This window comes from Pseudomonas fluorescens (assembly GCF_001307275.1).
In the GTDB taxonomy this organism is placed as follows: domain Bacteria; phylum Pseudomonadota; class Gammaproteobacteria; order Pseudomonadales; family Pseudomonadaceae; genus Aquipseudomonas; species Aquipseudomonas fluorescens_AA.
Map to the genome: position 1 here is coordinate 4,924,065 of NZ_CP012831.1, position 21,351 is coordinate 4,945,415.

The 21,351-nt window shown below is 61.5% G+C and carries 18 protein-coding genes and 1 pseudogene; 2 read left to right on the forward strand and 17 right to left on the reverse strand.

Features of this window, described 5'->3' with window-relative positions; genetic code table 11:
- Positions 1-83: 83 nt before the first annotated feature.
- The 15 genes from AO356_RS22025 to AO356_RS22095 form a co-directional block, all read right to left on the reverse strand.
- Positions 84-359 (reverse strand): type II toxin-antitoxin system RelE/ParE family toxin, encoded by a 276-nt coding sequence (locus tag AO356_RS22025; RefSeq protein ID WP_060741540.1) that lies wholly within the window; start codon positions 357-359, stop codon positions 84-86.
- Complete coding sequence (locus tag AO356_RS22030) at positions 359-631, reverse strand: CopG family ribbon-helix-helix protein (protein WP_060741541.1); 273 nt, start codon at positions 629-631, stop codon at positions 359-361. Before AO356_RS22030 ends, AO356_RS22025 begins: the two co-directional genes overlap by 1 nt.
- Before the next feature lie 261 nt (positions 632-892).
- Entirely contained in the window at positions 893-2,356 is a 1,464-nt protein-coding gene (gene nuoN / locus AO356_RS22035; protein ID WP_060741542.1) for an NADH-quinone oxidoreductase subunit NuoN, read from the reverse strand.
- Between the two features lie 7 nt (positions 2,357-2,363).
- Entirely contained in the window at positions 2,364-3,896 is a 1,533-nt protein-coding gene (gene nuoM / locus AO356_RS22040; RefSeq protein ID WP_060741543.1) for an NADH-quinone oxidoreductase subunit M, read from the reverse strand.
- A 39-nt stretch (positions 3,897-3,935) separates the two neighbouring features.
- Positions 3,936-5,789: an NADH-quinone oxidoreductase subunit L gene (gene nuoL / locus AO356_RS22045; RefSeq protein WP_060741544.1), complete on the reverse strand. Its 1,854-nt coding sequence runs from the start codon at positions 5,787-5,789 to the stop codon at positions 3,936-3,938.
- Positions 5,786-6,094: an NADH-quinone oxidoreductase subunit NuoK gene (gene nuoK / locus AO356_RS22050; protein WP_003180046.1), complete on the reverse strand. Its 309-nt coding sequence runs from the start codon at positions 6,092-6,094 to the stop codon at positions 5,786-5,788. Before nuoK ends, nuoL begins: the two co-directional genes overlap by 4 nt.
- A 4-nt stretch (positions 6,095-6,098) precedes the next feature.
- Complete coding sequence (nuoJ, locus tag AO356_RS22055; RefSeq protein ID WP_060741545.1) at positions 6,099-6,599, reverse strand: NADH-quinone oxidoreductase subunit J; 501 nt, start codon at positions 6,597-6,599, stop codon at positions 6,099-6,101.
- A gap of 9 nt (positions 6,600-6,608) precedes the next feature.
- On the reverse strand, positions 6,609-7,157 hold the full coding sequence (gene nuoI, locus AO356_RS22060; protein ID WP_003180051.1) for an NADH-quinone oxidoreductase subunit NuoI: 549 nt from the start codon (positions 7,155-7,157) through the stop codon (positions 6,609-6,611).
- A gap of 11 nt (positions 7,158-7,168) precedes the next feature.
- On the reverse strand, positions 7,169-8,176 hold the full coding sequence (gene nuoH / locus AO356_RS22065) for an NADH-quinone oxidoreductase subunit NuoH (protein ID WP_025212983.1): 1,008 nt from the start codon (positions 8,174-8,176) through the stop codon (positions 7,169-7,171).
- Positions 8,173-10,887, reverse strand: coding sequence for an NADH-quinone oxidoreductase subunit NuoG (gene nuoG, locus AO356_RS22070; protein ID WP_060741546.1), 2,715 nt, complete (start codon positions 10,885-10,887; stop codon positions 8,173-8,175). The genes nuoH and nuoG overlap by 4 nt, the downstream gene beginning before the upstream one ends.
- 137 nt (positions 10,888-11,024) lie before the next feature.
- Positions 11,025-12,380: an NADH-quinone oxidoreductase subunit NuoF gene (gene nuoF, locus AO356_RS22075; protein WP_060741547.1), complete on the reverse strand. Its 1,356-nt coding sequence runs from the start codon at positions 12,378-12,380 to the stop codon at positions 11,025-11,027.
- Entirely contained in the window at positions 12,377-12,874 is a 498-nt protein-coding gene (nuoE, locus tag AO356_RS22080; protein ID WP_053123206.1) for an NADH-quinone oxidoreductase subunit NuoE, read from the reverse strand. Before nuoE ends, nuoF begins: the two co-directional genes overlap by 4 nt.
- A 2-nt stretch (positions 12,875-12,876) precedes the next feature.
- The gene (gene nuoC / locus AO356_RS22085; RefSeq protein ID WP_060741548.1) at positions 12,877-14,661 is read right to left on the reverse strand and encodes an NADH-quinone oxidoreductase subunit C/D; all 1,785 of its coding nucleotides are present in this window, start codon (positions 14,659-14,661) and stop codon (positions 12,877-12,879) included.
- 72 nt (positions 14,662-14,733) lie between these two features.
- On the reverse strand, positions 14,734-15,408 hold the full coding sequence (locus tag AO356_RS22090) for a NuoB/complex I 20 kDa subunit family protein (protein ID WP_030141322.1): 675 nt from the start codon (positions 15,406-15,408) through the stop codon (positions 14,734-14,736).
- Positions 15,409-15,418: 10 nt separating this feature from the next.
- Entirely contained in the window at positions 15,419-15,832 is a 414-nt protein-coding gene (locus AO356_RS22095; RefSeq protein ID WP_003203367.1) for an NADH-quinone oxidoreductase subunit A, read from the reverse strand.
- Positions 15,833-16,832: 1,000 nt separating this feature from the next.
- Here AO356_RS22095 and AO356_RS33435 point away from each other — a divergent pair.
- Together AO356_RS33435 and AO356_RS33440 are read left to right on the forward strand one after the other, a co-directional pair.
- Positions 16,833-17,717: pseudogene (locus AO356_RS33435) on the forward strand (methyl-accepting chemotaxis protein); the annotation flags it as partial.
- A gap of 198 nt (positions 17,718-17,915) precedes the next feature.
- A complete protein-coding gene (locus AO356_RS33440; RefSeq protein ID WP_371919209.1) occupies positions 17,916-18,620 on the forward strand; it encodes a methyl-accepting chemotaxis protein in 705 nt (234 codons plus the stop codon).
- A gap of 108 nt (positions 18,621-18,728) precedes the next feature.
- On the opposite strand, the gene aceA is transcribed toward AO356_RS33440, so the two are convergent.
- Together aceA and AO356_RS22110 are read right to left on the reverse strand one after the other, a co-directional pair.
- Positions 18,729-20,054 (reverse strand): isocitrate lyase, encoded by a 1,326-nt coding sequence (gene aceA / locus AO356_RS22105; protein WP_014337679.1) that lies wholly within the window; start codon positions 20,052-20,054, stop codon positions 18,729-18,731.
- A 456-nt stretch (positions 20,055-20,510) separates the two neighbouring features.
- Complete coding sequence (locus tag AO356_RS22110; RefSeq protein WP_060741550.1) at positions 20,511-21,272, reverse strand: secretin N-terminal domain-containing protein; 762 nt, start codon at positions 21,270-21,272, stop codon at positions 20,511-20,513.
- Positions 21,273-21,351: the final 79 nt, after the last annotated feature.

Consider the following 21,351-nt stretch of genomic DNA (forward strand, 5'->3'; position numbering starts at 1 on the left):
GGCTTGCTCGCGAAAGCGGTGGGTCAGCTTGCATCGATGTTGAAGGTGCCGCTGTCATCGCGACCAAGCTGGCCGAGTCGGCGTTATCGATCCTCACGTGTGTGCCACAGGCGCAGCAGGTACAGGGTGGAACCTACTATTTCGTAGCGCATCTCGTAGTGGCCGACCTGAATTCTGCGCACATCCCGAGGTTCGAACTCTTCCAGGCGTTCACCCATGCGCGGGTTGACCAGCAATGAGGTCGGTGCAGTCGTGAGCTGTTGTACTGTTCGTGCGGCAGCGGGTTGGTTCGCCGATGCCAGAAACTCATAGAGTCGGGCTATGTCGGACAGTGCCTTGCTGGTCCACTTCAACTCCATCAGCGCGGGACCGGTAACGGAGTGTCGGTATTGAGACTATCGGCCCAAGCCTGGACCGCCTGGTGATCAATCACACGGCCAGCGTCAACATCGGCCAGGGCCTCGAGGGTCAGACGACTGCGCTCCTCTTCCTGATCTATCCAAGCAGATAGAGCCTGTTTGACGATCCAGTTCCTGGAGCGCTCAAGGCGTTCAGCCATCAGGTCGACTTTTTCGGCCAGTTGCACTGGGACGTGGGCGGTGACAGAGCGAGTTTTCGTGGTGGTTGCCATGATGGATGACCCCTTTCAATTGGCGGGAATAGCCAGCCTTCTCAAACAACCGCTTCGAGGCCGATGATTAGCGATTTATTTTGTATCGTTGTACAGCAATCTGATTCAAGGTTAATCATATTGAATAAGGTGGCAGCGTCAAGGACCTGAATCAGTCCGCGCTTCTTGTCTTATCTCGTATCACTCTTCGCGAACGAGAGCCAAAAAAAATGCCCGTATCTTGCGATACGGGCACTTTCGATGGCTACAACGCTTGGGCGATCAGCCCACCAAGCCCGCCTGCTGGACCAAAGTCAGCAACGGCTGCGGGTACACGCCAAGGAAGAACGCCAACACGGCGATGGCCAGCAGCATCACGCCGCCTGCCTTCTGTTCCCAGTGCAACTCGGCATCGTGACGACGCAGGTTCGGTTCCATCAGGTACAGGGTGACCATCACGCGCAGGTAGTAGAACACGCCGATGGCACTGCCCAGCACCAGGGAGCCGACCAGCCACCATTGGTGAGCCTCGACGCCGGTGGCGATGATGTAGAACTTGCCGATGAAGCCGGCGGTCAGCGGGATGCCGGCCAGGGACAGCATCATCACGGTCAGCACGGCGGTCAGGTACGGACGGCGCCAGAACAGGCCGCGGTATTCGTACAGGGCATCGGCGTCGCGGCCGTTGTACGGCGAGGACATCAGGGTGATCACGCCGAAGGCGCCGAGGCTGGTGATCACGTAGGTGACCAGGTACACGCCGATGGCTTCCACGGCCAGGCCCTTGCTGGCGATCAGGGCGATCAGCAGGTAGCCGAAGTGGGCGATGGACGAATAACCCAGCAGACGCTTGAGGTTGCTCTGGGTCAGTGCCAGCAGGTTACCGAACAGGATCGACGCGATGGCGATGATGGTCAGCACGTTGCTCAGTACACCGCTGCTGGCTACGGGCGAGATCTGGAACAGCCGCACCATGACCGCGAACACCGCCACTTTCGACGCGGTGGCCAGGAACGCCGCCACCGGTGCCGGGGCGCCTTCGTAGACGTCCGGGGTCCAGAGGTGGAACGGTACCAGCGACAGCTTGAACGCCAGGCCGATCAGCATCATGCCCAGGCCCAGTTGCGCGATCGGGCTAGGCAGGCCGGTGGCCGCCAGGGCCTGGCCGATGCCGACGAAGCTCAGGGTGCCGGCTTCGGCGTAGAGCAGGGCCATGCCGAACAACAGGAACGCGGAACCGGCTGCCGACAGCACCATGTACTTGATGCCGGCTTCCAGGGAACGCTTGTTGAAGAAGGCGTAGGCCACCAGGCCGTAGACCGGTACCGACAGCAGTTCCAGGCCGATGAACAGGCTGGCCAGGTGCTGCGAGCTGACCAGCACCAGGCCGCCGGCGGCGGCCATCAGGATCAGCAGGTACAGTTCTTCGCGGTTGCCCGGGTAACCCGAACCGCCATCGCCGAGGTAGGCGTGGGCGAGGGTGACGCAGGCCAGGGTGGCGACCAGGATCAACGCCATGTAGAGGCAGGCGAAGCTGTCGATCTGCATCAGTGGCGTGACCGCCAGTGGTGCGACTTTCAGGGCCGGCAAAATCGACAGCAGGGCCAGGTTCAGCCCCGCCACCGACAGCAGGAAGGTCTGCGAGTGATTGCGCCGCCAGGCGATCGCCAGCATCACCACGATGATCGTGGCGCTGGTGATCAACAGCGGCGCAAGCGCGATAAAGTGTTGAATCGTGAATTCCATAGCGCTCTTACCGGGCCGAAGCGAGTTGAGAGAAGGCGGTGCCGAGCCACTGCTGCACGCCATGCATCGTGGCGGCAGAGGTGTCGAGGAACGGTTGCGGGTACACGCCGAGGTAAACCAGCAGCACCGCAAGGCCGAGCACCATGATCAGTTCGCGACCGTCCATGCCACGCAACACTTCATCCGACTTGGCCGGACCGAAGTAGGCGCGGTGGATCATGATCAGCGAGTAGACCGAACCGAACACCAGGCCGGAGGTGGCAATCGCCGTGATCCAAGGCGCACTGACGAACGAGCCGATCAGGATCAGGAACTCGCCGACGAAGTTGCCCGTGCCCGGCAGGCCCAGGGACGCGGCCGCGAAGAACAGGCTGATGGCCGGCAGGTAGGCGATGCGCGACCAGATGCCGCCCATTTCACGCATGTCCCGGGTGTGCAGGCGCTCGTACAGCTGACCGCTGAGGATAAACAGCGCCGCCGCCGACAGGCCGTGGGCGAGCATCTGGATCACCGCGCCTTGCAGGGCCAGCTGGCTGCCGGAGTAGATCCCGATCAGCACGAAGCCCATGTGCGAGACGCTGGAGAACGCGATCAGGCGCTTGATATCGGTCTGGGCGAACGCCAGGAACGCACCGTAGAAAATCCCGATCAGGCCCAGGGTCATGGCAATCGGCGCGAACTCCGCCGAGGCATTGGGGAACAGCGGCAAGGCAAAGCGCAGCAGGCCGTAGGCCGCGGTCTTCAGCAAGATACCCGCCAGGTCCACGGAACCGGCGGTCGGCGCCTGGGCGTGGGCGTCCGGCAGCCAGGAGTGGAACGGCACCACCGGCAGCTTCACCGCGAACGCGATGAAGAAGCCCAGCATCAGCACGTACTCGGTGGTGCGCGACATCTGCACTTTCAACAGGTCGGCGTAGTTGAAGGTAATCACGCCGGTGTTGTTGAAGTTGACCAGCACCAGGCCAAGGATCGCCACCAACATGATCAGGCCGGAAGCCTGGGTGAAGATGAAGAACTTGGTCGCCGCGTAGATCCGGGTTTTCTTGCCGTCCGAAGAACTGTGACCCCAGAGCGCGATGAGGAAGTACATCGGCACCAGCATCATTTCCCAGAAGAAGAAGAACATGAACAGGTCCAGCGCCAGGAACACGCCGACGACACCGCCCAGGATCCACATCAGGTTCAGGTGGAAGAAACCGACGTGACGCTGGATCTCTTTCCAGGAGCAGAGGACCGAGAGAATACCCAGCAGGCCGGTCAGCAGGATCATCAGCAACGACAGGCCGTCGAGGGCCAGGTGCACGCTGATGCCGAAGCGCGCGATCCAGGCGTGCTTGAACTCAAGTGCCCAGGTCGGATCGGCGCCAGGGGCCGGAGCGAATGAATAGTCGCCGGTCGCCCACAGCCAGAGGCCGAGCGCGAGTTCCAGGGACATGGTCAGCAGCGCAATCCAGCGCGGGAGCGTGGAGCTGGAGCGCTCCGCGATCCAGCACAGCAGGCCGCCGATGAAGGGGATCAGGATTAGCCAGGGCAGAATCATGACGGGCTCGTTTCCTTTCGCAAGTTCGCAAGGTTCATATCAGACCGCTACCAGCACGATGGCGCCGATAACCAGCACGGCGCCAGCCGCCATGGAAGCCGCATACCAACGCAGTTGACCGGTCTCGGTACGGCTCAAGGCGGTGTGACCGCCCTTGGCCATGCGCGGGATCAGGCCAATGGTCTGGTCGAGCGGGTCTTTGCGCAGAATGTGGCTGATCGCAAGGTATGGCTTGACGAACAGTTTGTCGTAGATCCAGTCGAAGCCCCAGGCGGCGAACCACCAGGCCGAAAGGAACCGCCCGATGCCGCTGTTGGCGACCGCCGTGACGAAACGACGCTTGCCCAGGAACAGCAGGGCGGCCAGCAGGATACCCGCCAGGGCGATGGCGCCGGAGGCGATTTCCAGGCTGTGCTTGGCTTCGCCGCCGGCATGGCCGACGCTTTGCGGCAGCACATCGGCCAGCGGTGGGGTGATCAGGGCGCCGACGAAGGTCGACAGCACGATCAGCACCGACAGTGGCAGCCAGTGGGCAATGCCGTGGCCGGCGTGGGCTTCGGTCTTGGCTTCACCGTGGAACGCGATGAAGATCAGGCGGAAGGTGTACAGCGAGGTCATGAACGCACCCACCAGGCCGGCATAGAGCAGGCCCTGGTTACCGCTGGCGAACGCTTCCCAGAGGATCTCGTCCTTGGAGTAGAAACCGGCGGTGACCAGTGGCAGGGCCGCCAGGGCCGCGCCGCCGACGATGAAGCTGGCGTAGGCCAGCGGCAGTTTTTTCCACAGGCCGCCCATCTTGAAGATGTTCTGCTCGTGGTGGCAGGCCACGATCACCGCACCGGACGCCAGGAACAGCAGGGCCTTGAAGAAGGCGTGGGTCATCAGGTGGAAGATCGCGCCTTCCCAGGCACCAACGCCCAGGGCCAGGAACATGTAGCCGATCTGGCTCATGGTCGAGTAGGCGAGGATGCGCTTGATGTCGGTCTGCACCAGGGCGGCAAAACCGGCCAGCACCAGGGTCACGCCGCCAACAATGCCGACCAGGTGCAGGATGTCCGGCGCCAGGGCGAACAGGCCGTGGGTACGGGCGATCAGGTAGACACCGGCTGTCACCATGGTCGCGGCGTGGATCAGTGCCGAGACCGGGGTAGGACCGGCCATCGCGTCCGCCAACCAGGTCTGCAGCGGCAGTTGTGCGGATTTACCGACGGCACCGCCCAGCAGCATCAGGGTCGCCAGGACGATCCAGAAGTCACCGACCTTGAAGTGCTCGGGTGCCTTGACCAGCAGTTCCTGGATATTCAGCGTGCCCAGTTGCTGGAACAGGATGAACAGGCCGATGGCCATGAACACGTCGCCGATCCGGGTCACGATGAACGCCTTGAGTGCGGCGTTGCCGTTGTTGCGGTTGCTGTAGTAGAAACCGATCAACAGGTACGAGCACAGGCCCACGCCTTCCCAGCCGAAGTACAGGAACAACAGGTTATCGCCGAGCACCAGGAACAGCATGCTGGCGATGAACAGGTTGGTGTAGGCGAAGAAGCGCGAATAACCGGCTTCACCGCGCATGTACCAGGACGCGAACAGGTGGATCAGGAAACCCACGCCGACCACCACGCCGAGCATGGTCACCGAGAGGCCGTCCAGGTACAGGGCGAAGTTCGGCGTGAAGCCTTCCACCGCCATCCACTGCCACAGCACTTGCACGTACCGGCCACCTTCCGGCGGGGCGACGTTGAATTGCCAGATCACGTAGGCCGTGACGATGGCAGACAGGCCGATGGAGCCCACGCCAACCAGCGCAGACAGGTTTTCCGACCAGCGTCCACGGGAGAACGACAGCAGCAGGAAACCGACAAGAGGAAATATGAAAGTCAGGAAGAGAAGGTTCATCCGCGCATCTCGCTGGCAGCGTCAATATCGAGAGTGTGGAAGCGGCGATACAGCTGCAACAGGATCGCCAGGCCGATACTGGCCTCGGCGGCTGCCAGGCTGATCACCAGGATGAACATGATCTGTCCATCCGGCTGCGCCCAGCGAGCGCCCGCGACGATGAAAGCCAGGGCGGAGGCATTCATCATGACCTCCAGGCTCATCAACACGAACAGAATGTTGCGGCGGACCATCAGGCCGACCAGACCGAGACAGAACAGGATGCCGGCAACCGCCAGGCCATGTTCGAGAGGGATAGCAGGCATGTGATTACTCCTTCGCCTCGTTACGGCCCAAATGGAACGCCGTGACGGCTGCGGCAAGCAGCAGCATCGAGGCGAGTTCGACCACCAGCAGGTACGGACCGAACAGGCTGATGCCCACGGCCTTGGCGCCTACGGTGGTGTGGCCGATGGCCTGGCCGCTCTGGTGAGCGAACAGCACATACAGCAGTTCACCCAGCAGCAGGGCGGCGAGAATCACCGGCCCCGCCCAGATGCCCGGCTTGAGCCAGGAGCGTTCCTGCTGGACCGCGGCCGGGCCGAGGTTGAGCATCATCACCACGAACACGAACAGCACCATGATGGCGCCGGCGTAGGCGATCACTTCCAGGGCACCGGCGAACGGCGCGCCGAGGGCGAAGAAGGTCATGGCCACGGCGATCAGCGAAATGATCAGGTAGAGCAGGGCATGTATGGGATTGGTGTTGGTGACCACACGAAGCGTGGACACCACCGCGATACCCGATGCGAAATAGAAAGCGAATTCCATCTTTCTTCCTTAAGGCAGCAAGCTCTTCACGTTGATCGGTTCGGCTTCATTCTGCGCGGCGCCTTTTGGCTTACCGGCAATGGCCATGCCTGCAACACGATAGAAGTTGTAATCAGGGTTTTTACCGGGACCGGAAATCAGCAGATCTTCTTTCTCGTACACCAGGTCCTGACGTTTGAACTCGGCCATTTCGAAATCCGGCGTGAGCTGGATCGCGGTGGTCGGGCAGGCTTCCTCGCAGAGGCCGCAGAAAATGCAGCGCGAGAAGTTGATGCGGAAGAAGTCCGGGTACCAGCGACCGTCTTCGGTTTCAGCTTTCTGCAACGAGATGCAACCCACCGGGCACGCCACGGCGCACAGGTTGCAGGCCACGCAGCGTTCCTCGCCGTCGGGGTCGCGGGTCAGGACGATGCGGCCACGGTAACGGGGGGCCAGGTAGACCGGCTCTTCCGGGTATTGCAGGGTGTCGCGCTTGCGAAAGCCATGGCCGAAGATCATGACCAGGCTTCGCAGTTGGGTACCGGTACCCTTAACGATGTCGCCAATATATTTGAACATGGGTCAAATCCTCACTGAACCGCGGCCGCAGGCGCGTTCATCAAAACGATCGCAGCGGTCACCAGCATGTTGATCAGGGTCAGCGGCAGGCAGAATTTCCAGCTGAAGTCCATCACCTGGTCGTAGCGTGGGCGCGGGATCGAGGCGCGCAGCAGGACGAACAGCATGATGAAGAACGCGGTCTTCAGGGCGAACCAGACGAAGGACAGTTGCGGCAGGATGCCGAACGGACCGTGCCAGCCACCGAAGAACAGCGTCACCAGCAGCGCCGAGATCAGGATGATGCCGATGTATTCACCGACGAAGAACATGCCCCATTTCATGCCGGCATATTCAATGTGGTAACCGTCGGCCAGTTCCTGTTCCGCTTCCGGCTGGTCGAAGGGGTGACGGTGAGTCACGGCCACGCCAGCGATGAAGAAGGTACAGAAACCGAAGAACTGCGGAATGATGAACCACAGGTTCTGGGCCTGGTACTCGACGATGTCGCGCATGTTGAACGAGCCGGCCTGGATCACGATGCCCATGAGCGCCAGGCCCATGAACACTTCGTAGGACACGGTCTGGGCCGAGGCCCGCAGGCTGCCCAGCAGGGCGAACTTGTTGTTGCTCGACCAGCCGGCGAACAGCACCGCGTAGACCGACAGGCCGGCCATGGCGAAGAAGAACAGCAGGCCGATGTTCAGGTCCGCCACGCCCCAGGTCGGGGTGATCGGGATGATCGCGAAGGCGATCAGCAAGGCGCTCATGGCCACGACCGGTGCCAGGGTGAAGATCACCTTGTCGGCAAACGGCGGTGTCCAGTCTTCCTTGAAGAACATTTTGATCATGTCGGCAGCGATCTGGAACATGCCGAACGGGCCGACGCGGTTCGGACCGTAGCGGTCCTGCCACCAGCCCAGCAGGCGACGTTCGACGAAGCTCAGCAACGCGCCGCAGACCACCACGGCCAGCAGGATCACGATGGCCTTGAGGACCGTCAGGATCACAGCGATCACTTCAGGGGTGAACCAGCTCATTGCGCTGCCTCCTGCAGACCGTCGACGGTTTTGCCGAATATCGCCGGTGGAATACCCGCCAAACCGGCCGGCAGGGCCACCAGGCCGGCGCCCAGTTCTTCATTGATGCGCAGCGGCAGACGCAGGGTCTGGCCGGCCACGTTCAGGCTCAGCAGGGCACCATCGTTGACACCCAGGCGGTCGGCTTCGGACTTGGCCAGCGCCACGTAGGCGGTTGGGATGCGTTCCTGCACCGGTGCGGCCTTGGAAGAGTTCTCTTCGCTGCCGAACAGGTGATGGAATGGCACGACCTGCCAGGTGCCCGGTGCCGGGTTGAAGGCGCGTGGCACGCTGGCGAACCAGCTCAGGCCATCGCCCTGGCTTTCGATCAGGCGGGTGCCCGGGTCGCCAGCACGCAGGTGACCACCGACTTCGTCCTGGAACTTGTTCCAGGCTTGCGGCGAGTTCCAGCCCGGCGACCAGGCGAACGGCACCTGGGAACGCGGTTCGGTCGAACCCGAGTAACCTTCCATGGAGAACGAGAACGCGGTGTCCGTGTCCTGGGAGGTGCGCGGTTCGTGGACGCTGATGTTGGCGCGCATGGCGGTGCGACCGGAGTAGCGCAGCGGTTCGCGCGCCAGTTTCAGGCCCTTGATGCGGAACGAGGCCGATGGCGCGGCATCGACGATGCGAGCCAGTTGCGGGCTGCTCGAAGCGACGGCGGCGGTGACGTGGTCCAGTTGCGTCCAGTCGATCGGCTGGTCCAGCAGGGTGGCGCGCAGGGCATGCAGCCAGCGCCAGCCTTCGTGGACCAGGATGCTGGCGTCCAGGTAAGTCGGGTCGAACACCTGGAAGAAGCGCTGGGCGCGGCCTTCCTGGCTGACCAGCGTACCGTCGCCTTCGGCGAAGCTCGCCGCCGGCAGCACCAGGTGGGCACGGTCGGTGGTGGCGGTTTTCTGATGGTCGGCGACGATCACCACTTTCGCGGCGTTCAGGGCGGCGTCCACCCGGGCTTTGTCGGTGCGGGTGTAGAGGTCGTTTTCCAGCACGACGATGGCGTCCGCACTGCCGTCGATCACCGCTTGCAGGGCGGCGTCCACCGATTCGCCACCGAGCATGGCCAGGCCGAGGCTGTTGGCTTCCGGCACGATCAGGCTGAGGGAACCGTTCTTCTCGCGCAGCTTCAAGGCCTTGGCGATGTTGGCGGCGGCTTCGATCAAGGCCTTGGAACCCAGGGAGGTGCCGGCGATGATCAATGGGCGCTTGGCCGCCAGCAGGGCGTCGGCGATGCGTTGGGCCAGGGCGGCCGCTTCGCTGTCCAGGCCGTCGACGGCCGGGGCGCTGGCGTCCAGGGCGTGGGCCACGGCGAAACCGATGCGGGCCAGGTCGTCGGGCGCGGCGTGGACGCATTCTTCGGCGACGTCGTCGAGCTTGGTTTCAGCGAGGCTGGCGATGAACAGCGGGTTCAGCGCGTGCTGGCCGATGTTCTTCACGGCGGCGTCGAGCCATGGCTGCACGCGCATGGCGTCGGCCATGTCCTCGGCCTTGCCCTTGACCGATTGGCGCAGGGCCAGGGCCATGCGGGCGGCGGTCTGGGTCAGGTCTTCGCCAAGGACGAACACCGCGTCGTGGTCTTCGATGTCGCGCATCGTCGGCACCGGCAGCGGGCTGTCCTTGAGCACTTGCAGCACCAGGCGGATGCGTTCCAGCTCGCCGGCTTCGATGCCACTGTAGAAGTGCTCGGCGCCGACCAGTTCACGCAGGGCGTAGTTGCTTTCCAGGCTGGCCCGTGGCGAACCGATGCCGACGATGTTGCGCCCGCGCAGCAGCTCGGCGGCCTTGTCCAGCGCTTCGTCCAGGCTCAGCTTGGCGCCGCCCGCCAGCAGCGGTTGGCGTGGGCGATCCGTGCGGTTGACGTAGCCATAGCCGAAACGGCCACGGTCACACAGGAAGTACTGGTTGACCGAACCGTTGAAGCGGTTTTCGATGCGCCGCAGTTCACCGTAGCGCTCGCCCGGGGAAATGTTGCAGCCGCTGGAGCAGCCATGGCAGATGCTCGGCGAGAACTGCATGTCCCACTTGCGGTTGTAGCGTTCGGAGTGAGTCTTGTCGGTGAACACACCGGTCGGGCAGACCTCGGTGAGGTTGCCGGAGAACTCGCTTTCCAGGGTGCCGTCTTCGACGCGACCGAAGTACACGTTGTCGTGGGCACCGAACACGCCCAGGTCGGTGCCGCCGGCGTAGTCCTTGTAGAAACGCACACAGCGGTAGCAGGCGATGCAGCGGTTCATCTCGTGGGAGATGAACGGGCCCAGTTGCTGGTTCTGGTGGGTGCGCTTGGTGAAGCGATAACGGCGCTCGTTGTGGCCGGTCATCACGGTCATGTCTTGCAGGTGGCAGTGGCCGCCTTCCTCACAGACCGGGCAGTCGTGAGGGTGGTTGGTCATCAGCCATTCGACGACGCTGGCGCGAAACACTTTCGCTTCTTCGTCGTCGATGGAGATCCAGCTGCCGTCGGTGGCGGGGGTCATGCAGGACATGACGATCCGACCACGCTTGTCGTTTTCGTCGGTGTACTGCTTGACCGCGCACTGGCGACAAGCGCCAACGCTGCCAAGGGCGGGGTGCCAGCAGAAATAAGGAATGTCGAGGCCCAGCGACAGACATGCCTGTAACAGGTTGTCTGCGCCATCGACTTCGAGCTCTTTGCCGTCTACGTGGATAGTGGCCATGGTTCAAAGTTCTTCGTTGGCCCGGTGTCAGCGGGCGTGGCTAATGGAATCTTGTTGTTCGCGTGAATCAACACAGCCGCTTACGGCGTCATCACACGAGAAGACGAAGGGCACGGACCCTTCGCCTTTTTAAGCGTTTACGCGCCGACTACGATCGGCTTTGCCAGAGGCGGGACGACGGCGCTGGTGGGCGCGATGCCGGCTTCGAACTCTGGACGGAAGTATTTGATGGCGCTGCCCAACGGTTCCACGGCACCCGGTGCGTGAGCACAGAAGGTCTTGCCTGGGCCGAGGAAACCCACCAGACCCAGCAGGGTCTCGATGTCGCCGGCCTGGCCTTCGCCGTTTTCAATGGCCCGCAGCAGCTTGACGCTCCACGGCAGGCCATCGCGGCAAGGGGTGCAGAAACCGCACGACTCACGGGAGAAGAACTCTTCCATGTTGCGCAGCAGCGACACCATGTTGACGCTGTCGTCCACCGCCATGGCCAGGCCGGTACCCATGCGGGTGCCCACCTTGGCGATGCCGCCGGCGTACATTTGTGCGTCCAGGTGTTCCGGCAACAGGAAACCGGTACCGGCGCCGCCGGGCTGCCAGCACTTGAGCGTGTAGCCGTCGCGCATGCCGCCGGCGTAGTCTTCGAACAGCTCGCGGCCGGTGATGCCGAACGGCAGTTCCCACAGGCCAGGGTTCTTGACCTTGCCGGAGAAGCCCATGAGCTTGGTGCCCATGTCTTCGCTGCCGTCGCGGGCCAGGGATTTGTACCAGTCCACGCCGTCGGCAATGATCGCCGGCACGTTGCACAGGGTCTCGACGTTGTTCACGCAGGTCGGCTTGCCCCACACGCCCACGGCGGCAGGGAAGGGCGGCTTGGAGCGTGGGTTGGCGCGGCGGCCTTCCAGGGAGTTGATCAGCGCGGTTTCTTCACCGCAGATGTAGCGCCCGGCGCCGGTGTGGACGAACAGCTCGAAATCGAAGCCGCTGCCCAGGATGTTCTTGCCCAGCAGGCCCGCGGCCTTGGCTTCTTCCACGGCACGGTTCAGGTGCTTGGCGGCGGTGGTGTATTCGCCGCGCAGGAAGATGTAGCCACGGTAGGTCTTCAGCGCACGGGCGCTGATCAGCATGCCTTCGATCAGCAGATGGGGCAGTTGCTCCATCAGCATGCGGTCCTTCCAGGTGTTGGGTTCCATTTCATCCGCGTTGCACAGCAGGTAGCGGATGTTGATGGATTCGTCCTTGGGCATCAGGCCCCACTTCACGCCCGTGGGGAAGCCCGCGCCGCCACGACCTTTAAGGCCGGAATCCTTCACGGTCTGGACGATGTCGTCCTGGGCCATGTCGGTGAACGCCTTGCGCGCGGCGGCGTAGCCGTTCTTGGCCTGGTACTCGTCCAGCCACACCGCTTCGCCGTCGTCACGCAGACGCCAGGTCAGGGGATGGGTTTCGGCCGAACGCTGGATGCGGTTGGCGGGCCCGAAGGAAGTCAGGGTCATACGTAGCCCTCCAGCAGTTTGGCGACGCCATCAGGCTGGACGTCACCGAAGGTGTCGTCGTCGATCATCAGCGCCGGTGCCTTGTCGCAGTTGCCCAGGCAGCACACCGGCAGCAGGGTGAAGCGGCCGTCGGCGGTGGTCTGGCCCAGGCCGATGCCCAGCTTGCTCTGGAGCTCGCCGACCACCGATTCGTGGCCGCCGATGTAGCAGACCATGCTGTCGCAGACGCGAATGATGTGACGGCCCACTGGCTGGCGGAAAATCTGGCTGTAGAAAGTGGCGACGCCTTCGACGTCGCTGGCCGGGATGCCGAGGATCTCGCCGATGGCGTAGAGCGCGCCGTCGGGCACCCAGCCACGTTCCTTCTGGACGATCTTCAGGGCTTCGATCGACGCCGCGCGCGGGTCTTCGTAGTGATGCAACTCGTGCTCGATGGCCGAGCGCTCGGTTTCGCTCAGGGCGAAACGGTCAGTCTGGATAAGCGTGCTGTTCATGCTTAGCGGTCCACGTCGGCCATAACGAAATCGATACTACCCAGGTACGCGATCAAGTCCGCGACCATGCTGCCTTTGATCACCGAAGGGATCTGCTGCAGGTGCGGGTAGCTTGGGGTGCGAATCCGGGTGCGGTAGCTCATGGTGCCGCCGTCGCTCGTCAGGTAATAACTGTTGATGCCCTTGGTCGCTTCGATCATCTGGAAGGACTCGTTGGCCGGCATGACCGGGCCCCACGAAACCTGCAGGAAGTGCGTGATCAGGGTCTCGATGTGCTGCAGCGTGCGCTCTTTGGGCGGCGGCGTGGTCAGCGGGTGATCCGCCTTGTACGGGCCTTCCGGCATGTTGCGCAGGCATTGGTCGATGATCTTGATGCTCTGGCGCATTTCCTCGACACGAACCATGCAGCGGTCATAGGCGTCACCGTTGGCCGCCAGCGGTACTTCGAATTCGAAGTTTTCGTAGCCGGAGTAGGGGCGCGCCTTGCGCAGGTCGAAGTCGCAACCGGTGGAACGCAGGCCGGCACCGGTGACGCCCCATTCCAGGGCCTCCTTGGTGTTGTAGGCGGCGACCCCGATGGTACGACCCTTGAGGATGCTGTTCTGCAGGGCGGCCTTGGTGTATTCGTCCAGGCGCTTGGGCATCCACTCGACGAAGTCCTTGACCAGCTTTTCCCAGCCGCGCGGCAGGTCGTGGGCCACGCCACCGATGCGGTACCAGGCCGGGTGCAGGCGGAAACCGGTGATGGCTTCGATCACCGTGTAGGCCTTCTGGCGGTCGGTGAAGGTGAAGAACACCGGCGTCATCGCCCCCACGTCCTGGATATAGGTACCCAGGAACAGCAGGTGGCTGGTGATGCGGAAGAACTCGGCCATCATGATGCGGATGACGTCGACCTTCTCCGGGACCTTGATCCCGGCCAGTTTCTCCACCGACAGTACGTACGGCAGGTTGTTCATCACGCCGCCGAGGTAGTCGATACGGTCGGTGTACGGGATGAAGCTGTGCCAGGACTGGCGCTCGGCCATTTTCTCGGCGCCACGGTGGTGGTAGCCAATGTCCGGCACGCAGTCGACGATCTCTTCGCCGTCCAGTTGCAGGATGATGCGGAACGCACCGTGGGCCGAAGGGTGGTTCGGGCCCAGGTTGAGGAACATGTAGTCCTCGTTGGCGCCCGAACGCTTCATGCCCCAGTCTTCAGGCTTGAAGCGCGCGGCTTCTTCCTCGAGCTGTTGCTTGGCCAGGGACAGGCTGAACGGGTCGAACTCGGTGGCGCGGGCCGGGAAGTCCTTGCGCAGCGGGTGACCTTCCCAGGTCGGCGGCATCATGATGCGGGTCAGGTGCGGGTGGCCGGGGAAGTCGATCCCGTACATGTCCCACACTTCACGCTCGTACCAGTTGGCGTTCGGCCAGATGCCGGTCACGGTCGGCACGCTGAGGTCGCTCTCGGACAAGGCGACCTTGATCATTACGTCACTATTACGCTCGATCGACATCAAGTGATAGAACACGGTGAAGTCGACGCCGTCGGGCAGCCCTTGACGCTTGGTGCGCAGACGCTCGTCCACGCCGTGCAGGTCATAGAGCATGACGTACGGCTTGGGCAGGTTGCGCAGGAAAGTCAGGACTTCGACGAGTTTGGCGCGGGCGACCCAAAGCACCGGCATGCCGGTACGGGTCGGCTGGGCGGTGAACGCCTCGGGGCCAAAACGGTTGTTCAGTTCGACGACCACATCCTGGTCGTCTGCCTTGTAAGGCGGGATGTACAGAGCACTGCCTGTAGTCATGGTTATTTATCGCTTTCGGTCAACGTAAAGAATGAAGCCAGGTTCTCGTTTCTTGTACAGAGCAGAGCTGGATCAGACTTCGTCGGGGCTGCGCAGGTTGGTGACTGCGATACGCTGTTCGCGGCGCTGTTCCTTTTGCGACGGCATCTCGGCGCGATAGACGCCTTGATCGCCAACGACCCAGGACAGTGGGCGACGCTCCTGGCCAATCGACTCCTGCAACAGCATCAAGCCTTGCAGGAAAGCTTCGGGGCGAGGTGGGCAGCCGGGCACGTAGACGTCCACGGGCAGGAACTTGTCCACCCCTTGAACGACAGAGTAGATGTCGTACATGCCACCGGAGTTGGCGCACGAACCCATGGAGATGACCCACTTGGGCTCGAGCATTTGCTCGTAGAGACGCTGGATGATCGGCGCCATCTTGATGAAGCAGGTACCGGCGATAACCATGAAATCCGCCTGGCGCGGCGATGCCCGGATCACCTCGGCGCCAAAGCGCGCGATGTCGTGGGGCGCCGTGAAGGCGGTGGTCATTTCCACGTAGCAGCATGAAAGGCCGAAGTTGTACGGCCACAGGGAATTCTTGCGACCCCAGTTGACCGTGCTGTTCAGCACGTCTTCGAGCTTGCCCATGAAGATGTTTTTGTGGACTTGATCTTCTAACGGATCGGCGACGGTTTCCCGTTTGCCAATCGGATACTGCTCGTTAGGAGCATCGGGGTCGATCCTGGTGAGATTGTATTGCATTGCCAAAGCCTCATTGTTTCAGCTTCGCTTGCCGCTTGCGCCGAGCTTCCGGAGCCCAATCAAGTGCCCCCACCCGGTAAAGGTAGACAAGACCTGCCAACAGAATTGCTATGAAAACGAGAGCTTCGACGAATCCGGTCCAGCCGCTTTCGCGGACGGACACAGACCATGCAAAGAGAAAGAGGGCTTCGATATCGAAGATCACGAACAGCATCGCGACCAGATAGAATTTGGCTGAGAGCCGCAAGCGGGCGCCACCGGTAGGCAGCATGCCGGACTCGAACGGTTCATTTTTGCTGCGGCCCCAGGCTTTTGACCCAAGCAGGCTCGACACACCGAGCATGAAAGCACACAGGCCAACAACGCCCAGAAGGAAAATGGCAAAGCCCCAGTTGTGGGCCATGAGTCCTGTCGCTTCGGACATGCTGGAAATCCTTAACAGAGAGCAAAGGTCTCTGAGCTTGAATGAAATAACGCAGTGACGATATGTCGCAGCAATCAATCGCGGTGATTTTATGGCTAAACACCGGGCAAGTAAAATTCCTATAGCGAAATTATTTATTGGAATAAGGACATAGCGCGCCTCCAGGACCCTGCGGCCCCGGCCCCGTGGGCGTTGGCCGGTTATTCATCAATAATATTTCGTGCGGAATGTAACAATGATAACGACTTTCAAATGATAATTATTATTATCTGTGCCGGCCTTTTCTACAGTGCACTTAGTGTCGTGTCTGAGAAGCTGTCTTAATCGTCGCTACTGCAATTGTCAGCGTCGGACGTTTTACTCCTTTTCGGACTGCCCAATACTGCGTTCGATCAATTTTTCTATCGGCGCATCGAAGGGAAGGGCTCGGTGAGGGGTGGATCTGCATGAGGGACTGCTCCCGTGGGAGCCAGGCTTGCTCGCGATGTCGGCAATGCGGTCCCGAGGCAGACTGCCTTGTCGTTCATCGCAGCCAAGCCTGGCTTCCACAGGTGCAGGCTTGCTCTTACAGCGTAGGTGGCTTCAAAGAAAACGGGTAAAAAAACCTCGGCCATCAGATCGAGGTCGCTTAGCCGAGCCCATCCAGAAACTGCGCCCGGGGCATTGGAGCGTCCAACGAAACCGCTGTGCCAGCAAAAAATCGGCAAGAGGCCTGGCCTAGAGCCTTGAAGGATTGATGGCAAATAGCTATCTTTGCCGCTCGCTCATCTAATCATCTATATCAATATTGATTAGAAAATCGCTCCCCCTCCATAGATAGCTGCGTCAGTTCCCATCGCTCGCGGCTGATTACCAAAGGAATGTCATGAATTCTTGGTTCGCGAATATGAGCGTTATGCTCAAGTTGGCTTTGGGCTTTGCCGTTGTGCTGCTGCTGACCGCTATCCTGGCCGCGAGCGGCTGGTTCAGCCTGGGAAAAATGGTCGAGCGCACTGATCGAATGACCAGCATTACCGAACTCGGCGACCGCCTCGATCACCTGCGCAGGGCTCGTTTGCAATACCAGCTGGACAAGGGCGATGAGCAAAAGGGGGCATTGATCCAGGCGTCGCTGGAGCAGTTTGTCGCCAAGCAGAAAAGCCTTGCGAACGAGTTGAGAAAGCCTGACAACCTGAAAAAGCTTGCGCTGATCGAGCAGGCCAGCAAGCAGTATCAGGTGGCACTGAATACGATGCGCGAGGCTTATCGCAATGACGCGGCCATGCGCAAGGAGATGGGCGTCAATGCGGTCAAGGGCGCCGCGCTGATTGCCAAGGTCATCAATGACGTAGAGGCAATGCCTGCCTCGGATGAGCGCCGTTTCGAGTTGTACAGGATCATCCTCAAGGCCAAGGAGGACGTGGCTCTGGTGCGTTATGAAGTGCGGGGCTACACCGGCAACCCCAACAGTGCCACCGAACAAGCCGCCACCCGCCAGCTCGAAAATGCGCTCAAGGGTATCGAAACCCTTAATAGTGCTTTCGGCCCGAGCTATGCCGACACCATCAAGCAGCTGGAAACCGCACTGATTGCTTACCGCCAGTCGGTGCAGAACTTCACCGCCAGTAACCAGGCCATTGGCAAGGCTGTGCAGGACACTATCGATTCGGGTGACACCATCACCCGTCTGACTGAGGAAATGTATGCCAGCCAACTGACCTCCCGTGACGAAGACAGCGCTCAGGCCCGCATCCTGCAGTTGAGCTGCACTGCTTTGGCGATGTTGTTGGGGATTCTTGCGGCCATGGTCATCACTCGCCAGATTACGCGGCCATTGCAGGACACATTGGCTGTGGTCGATCGCATTGCAGCAGGCGACCTCACCCAAGACATGGTCGTGACCCGTGGTGATGAACTGGGTGTCCTGCAGCAAGGTATCCAGCGCATGGGCACCACGTTGCGCGAGCTGATCGGTGGCATCCGCGATGGCGTCACCCAAATCGCCAGCGCCGCCGAAGAGTTATCGGCGGTCACCGAGCAGACCAGTGCCGGGGTCAATAGCCAGAAGACCGAGACCGACCAGGTAGCCACCGCCATGCAGGAAATGTCGGCCACCGTGCATGAAGTCGCGCGTAATGCCGAACAGGCTTGCGCAGTCGCGTCAGAGGCCGATGCGCAGGCCCGTATCGGCGACCAGGTGGTCGCCCAGGCCATCGTTCAGATCGAGCGCTTGGCCGGCGAAGTCGGGCGCTCCGTCGACGCCATGGGTGAGTTGGAACAAGAAAGCGCGCGCATCGGCAAGATCATGGACGTGATCAAGGCGGTGGCTGAGCAGACCAACTTGCTGGCCCTTAACGCCGCCATCGAGGCCGCTCGCGCGGGTGACGCCGGGCGCGGTTTTGCCGTGGTCGCCGACGAAGTGCGGGGCCTGGCCCAGCGTACCCAGCATTCCACCGAAGAGATCGAAAGCCTGGTGGCGGGCCTGCAGAACGGCACGCGCCAGGTGTCGAGCATCATGCGAAACAGCCGCGAACTGACCGACAGCAGCGTGGAATTGGCCGGCAAGGCCGGCATCTCCCTGGGCAACATCACCCAGGCGGTTTCCGGCATCCAGGCCATGAACCAGCAGATTGCCGCTGCTGCGGTGCAACAAAGCTCGGTGGCCGAGGACATCAGCCGCAGTATTCTGAGCGTGCGCGATGTATCCGAACAGACCGCCTCGGCCAGCGAAGAAACCGCCGCTTCCAGCATCGAGCTGGCGCGCCTGGGTAACCAGTTGCAGCAACTGGTCAGTCACTTCAAAGTGTAAAAACCGGCAAAAAAAAAGCCCCGAACCAGTCGGGGCTTCAGATCGTCGGCTTTGCGGTTAGTTTTTATCCGGTCCGCAAGGGCCGCTTACTCGAGGCAAGCGTGTGAATCAGTGGAACTGTTCTTCTTCGGTGGAGCCGGTCAGTGCGGTCACCGACGAAGTGCCGCCCTGGATCACGGTGGTCATGTCGTCGAAGTAACCGGTGCCCACTTCCTGCTGGTGAGCCACGAAGGTGTAGCCCTTGGCGGCGTCGGCGAATTCCTGCTCTTGCAGCTTCACGTAGGCGGTCATGTCGTTGCGGGCGTAGTCGTGCGCCAGGTTGAACATGCTGTGCCACATGTTGTGAATGCCGGCCAGGGTGATGAACTGGTGCTTGTAGCCCATGGCGGACAGTTCGCGCTGGAACTTGGCGATGGTCGCGTCGTCCAGGTTTTTCTTCCAGTTGAAGGAAGGCGAGCAGTTGTACGACAGCAGTTGGTCCGGGTATTCCTTCTTGATCGCTTCGGCGAAGCGACGGGCTTCGTCCAGGTCCGGCTTGGCGGTTTCGCACCAGATCAGGTCGGCGTACGGCGCGTAGGCCAGGCCACGGGCGATGGCCTGGTCGAGACCGGCACGCACCTTGTAGAAGCCTTCCTGGGTGCGGGTACCGGTCACGAACGGCTGGTCGTACGGGTCGCAGTCAGAGGTCAGCAGGTCAGCGGCGTTGGCGTCGGTACGGGCCAGGATGATGGTCGGTACACCGGCAACGTCGGCGGCCAGGCGGGCAGCCGTCAGCTTCTGCACGGCTTCCTGGGTTGGAACCAGAACCTTGCCGCCCATGTGGCCGCATTTTTTCACCGAGGCCAGTTGGTCTTCGAAGTGAACGCCGGCGGCGCCTGCTTCGATCATGCTCTTCATCAGCTCGTAGGCGTTCAGGACGCCGCCGAAACCGGCTTCGGCGTCAGCCACGATCGGTGCGAAGTAGTCGATGTAGCCTTCGTCGCCCGGGTTCTTGCCGGCTTTCCACTGGATCTGGTCGGCGCGACGGAACGAGTTGTTGATGCGCTTGACCACGGTTGGAACCGAATCCACCGGGTACAGCGACTGGTCGGGGTACATCGACTCGGCGGAGTTGTTGTCCGCAGCCACTTGCCAGCCCGACAGGTAGATCGCCTGGATGCCCGCCTTGACTTGCTGCACAGCCTGGCCGCCGGTCAGGGCGCCCATGCAGTTGACGAAATCTTTCTCGGGACGGAAGGCTGGCTTGGCGCCCTGGGTGACCAGGTTCCACAGCTTCTCGGCGCCCATTTTCGCAAAGGTGTGCTCAGGTTGAACCGAGCCACGCAGACGGACGACGTCAGCAGCGGAATAATTGCGCTTCACGCCTTTCCAGCGCGGGTTTTCAGCCCAGTCTTTTTCAAGGGCTGCAATTTGCTGTTCGCGTGTCAGTGCCATGGAGATAAACCTCGTCGCATAGGTCTTGGTGGAAAATTCCTGCTCCTGCCGACCAGGGGTTGGCGTACAAGTCGGTTCAGGCGAGGTGGCGACGGGATGAACGATGGGCTCGAGGGGAAAGTGAGCAGGTAGGGGCGAACTGCGGGCGCATTCGGGCGTCGTGGGCCTTTAATACGAACTCAGAGTGATGCCGGGTTACCTAGTTACGCTTCCGTCCCTCGGGACAACTTCGTTCCAGTCGCAACCTCGTCAAACACACCTTGTGGGCGGTACAGACACGAATCGGCTCGCAGGATAGTTGCAAGCGTCGACCCGAAGGCCCTTGCCAGGGCCCCTGATTAGCGGGAGCGAGGCCATCATGCCTTCGGTTTTTTGGCTCGTCAAACGTTTTGTAGTGCTTTTTTTATAGCACTACATCTTTGGTCTAATACGACTCATCAGTCAGTTTTTGGTGCTTCAGTTCAGGGTGTCGACCTTGACCCGCAAAATCATGTCGTCGCGGCCCTGGGTCGAGTAGCTGCGGGTCAGGCCTTGTTTGTCGGCCTGAGTCTGGCGATTCACGCCGGCCAGGGTGATCCATTCGCCGAGGCGTCCGCTGACAGTTGTGTCGGTACTCTGAACGTTCACTACATCGGGACGTTCCTGGCTCATGCGGTCACGATTGGTGCTGATGCTCAGATGAACGGTCTCGCCGGTGACGCTGGCCGTGACATAAAAACCCTGGGTGACGTTGCGGTATTCAGTCTGGCTCTGCATGCGGCCGTAGTTGTCGGTCTGGTTGCTAGTGAATGGCACGCTCTGGCCTACCTGGATCAGCGCCGGCTGGCCTTCGCTGGCCTGCACCTGCTGTACGCCGCCGTCGCGGCTGGCGGTGCTGCGGTTGATGATGCGGGTCTGGCTGGGAGCGGCACCGTTGATCGAGTAACCCTGGTCGCCCTGGAGGTTGTTTTCGTTGGTGTCGACCGTGATCAGCAGGCGCTTGGGCGCGGTGTCCAATTGGGCCAGGAATTGCCGCAGCTCTTCGATCTTGCCGGGCTCGGCGTTGACGATCAGTTGGTTGCCGTAGGCGCTGACCTGGCCGTCCTTGCCAATGAAATTCTGCGCCACCGGCAACAGGTCGGCGCTGGTGCGGTAGTTCAGCGGCACGATTTGCGTATCGGCCATGACCGACAGGCTGCAACCGAGCAGCAGGGTGACCAGGAGGGTGCGTAGAGGCATGTCCATTTCTCCGCGAGACAAAGGCTTGATATTGCCAGTTTGTCGGCCCCGGATGGGGCAAGTTGAATGGTAGACGGCA

Coding starts and splice junctions, on each gene's coding strand:
- aceA (WP_014337679.1), bottom strand. CDS start 20,054: ATGGCACTGACACGCGAACAGCAAATTGCAGCCCTTGAAAAAGACTGG.
- nuoK (WP_003180046.1), bottom strand. CDS start 6,094: ATGCCTGCTATCCCTCTCGAACATGGCCTGGCGGTTGCCGGCATCCTG.
- nuoF (WP_060741547.1), bottom strand. CDS start 12,380: ATGACCCTGACTTCCTTCGGGCCCGCCAACCGCATCCAGCGTTCGGCC.
- nuoE (WP_053123206.1), bottom strand. CDS start 12,874: ATGAACAGCACGCTTATCCAGACTGACCGTTTCGCCCTGAGCGAAACC.
- nuoL (WP_060741544.1), bottom strand. CDS start 5,789: ATGAACCTTCTCTTCCTGACTTTCATATTTCCTCTTGTCGGTTTCCTG.
- AO356_RS22030 (WP_060741541.1), bottom strand. CDS start 631: ATGGCAACCACCACGAAAACTCGCTCTGTCACCGCCCACGTCCCAGTG.
- nuoG (WP_060741546.1), bottom strand. CDS start 10,887: ATGGCCACTATCCACGTAGACGGCAAAGAGCTCGAAGTCGATGGCGCA.
- AO356_RS22110 (WP_060741550.1), bottom strand. CDS start 21,272: ATGCCTCTACGCACCCTCCTGGTCACCCTGCTGCTCGGTTGCAGCCTG.
- nuoJ (WP_060741545.1), bottom strand. CDS start 6,599: ATGGAATTCGCTTTCTATTTCGCATCGGGTATCGCGGTGGTGTCCACG.
- AO356_RS22095 (WP_003203367.1), bottom strand. CDS start 15,832: ATGTCCGAAGCGACAGGACTCATGGCCCACAACTGGGGCTTTGCCATT.
- nuoI (WP_003180051.1), bottom strand. CDS start 7,157: ATGTTCAAATATATTGGCGACATCGTTAAGGGTACCGGTACCCAACTG.
- nuoH (WP_025212983.1), bottom strand. CDS start 8,176: ATGAGCTGGTTCACCCCTGAAGTGATCGCTGTGATCCTGACGGTCCTC.
- nuoC (WP_060741548.1), bottom strand. CDS start 14,661: ATGACTACAGGCAGTGCTCTGTACATCCCGCCTTACAAGGCAGACGAC.
- AO356_RS22025 (WP_060741540.1), bottom strand. CDS start 359: ATGGAGTTGAAGTGGACCAGCAAGGCACTGTCCGACATAGCCCGACTC.
- nuoN (WP_060741542.1), bottom strand. CDS start 2,356: ATGGAATTCACGATTCAACACTTTATCGCGCTTGCGCCGCTGTTGATC.
- nuoM (WP_060741543.1), bottom strand. CDS start 3,896: ATGATTCTGCCCTGGCTAATCCTGATCCCCTTCATCGGCGGCCTGCTG.
- AO356_RS33440 (WP_371919209.1), top strand. CDS start 17,916: ATGTCGGCCACCGTGCATGAAGTCGCGCGTAATGCCGAACAGGCTTGC.
- AO356_RS22090 (WP_030141322.1), bottom strand. CDS start 15,408: ATGCAATACAATCTCACCAGGATCGACCCCGATGCTCCTAACGAGCAG.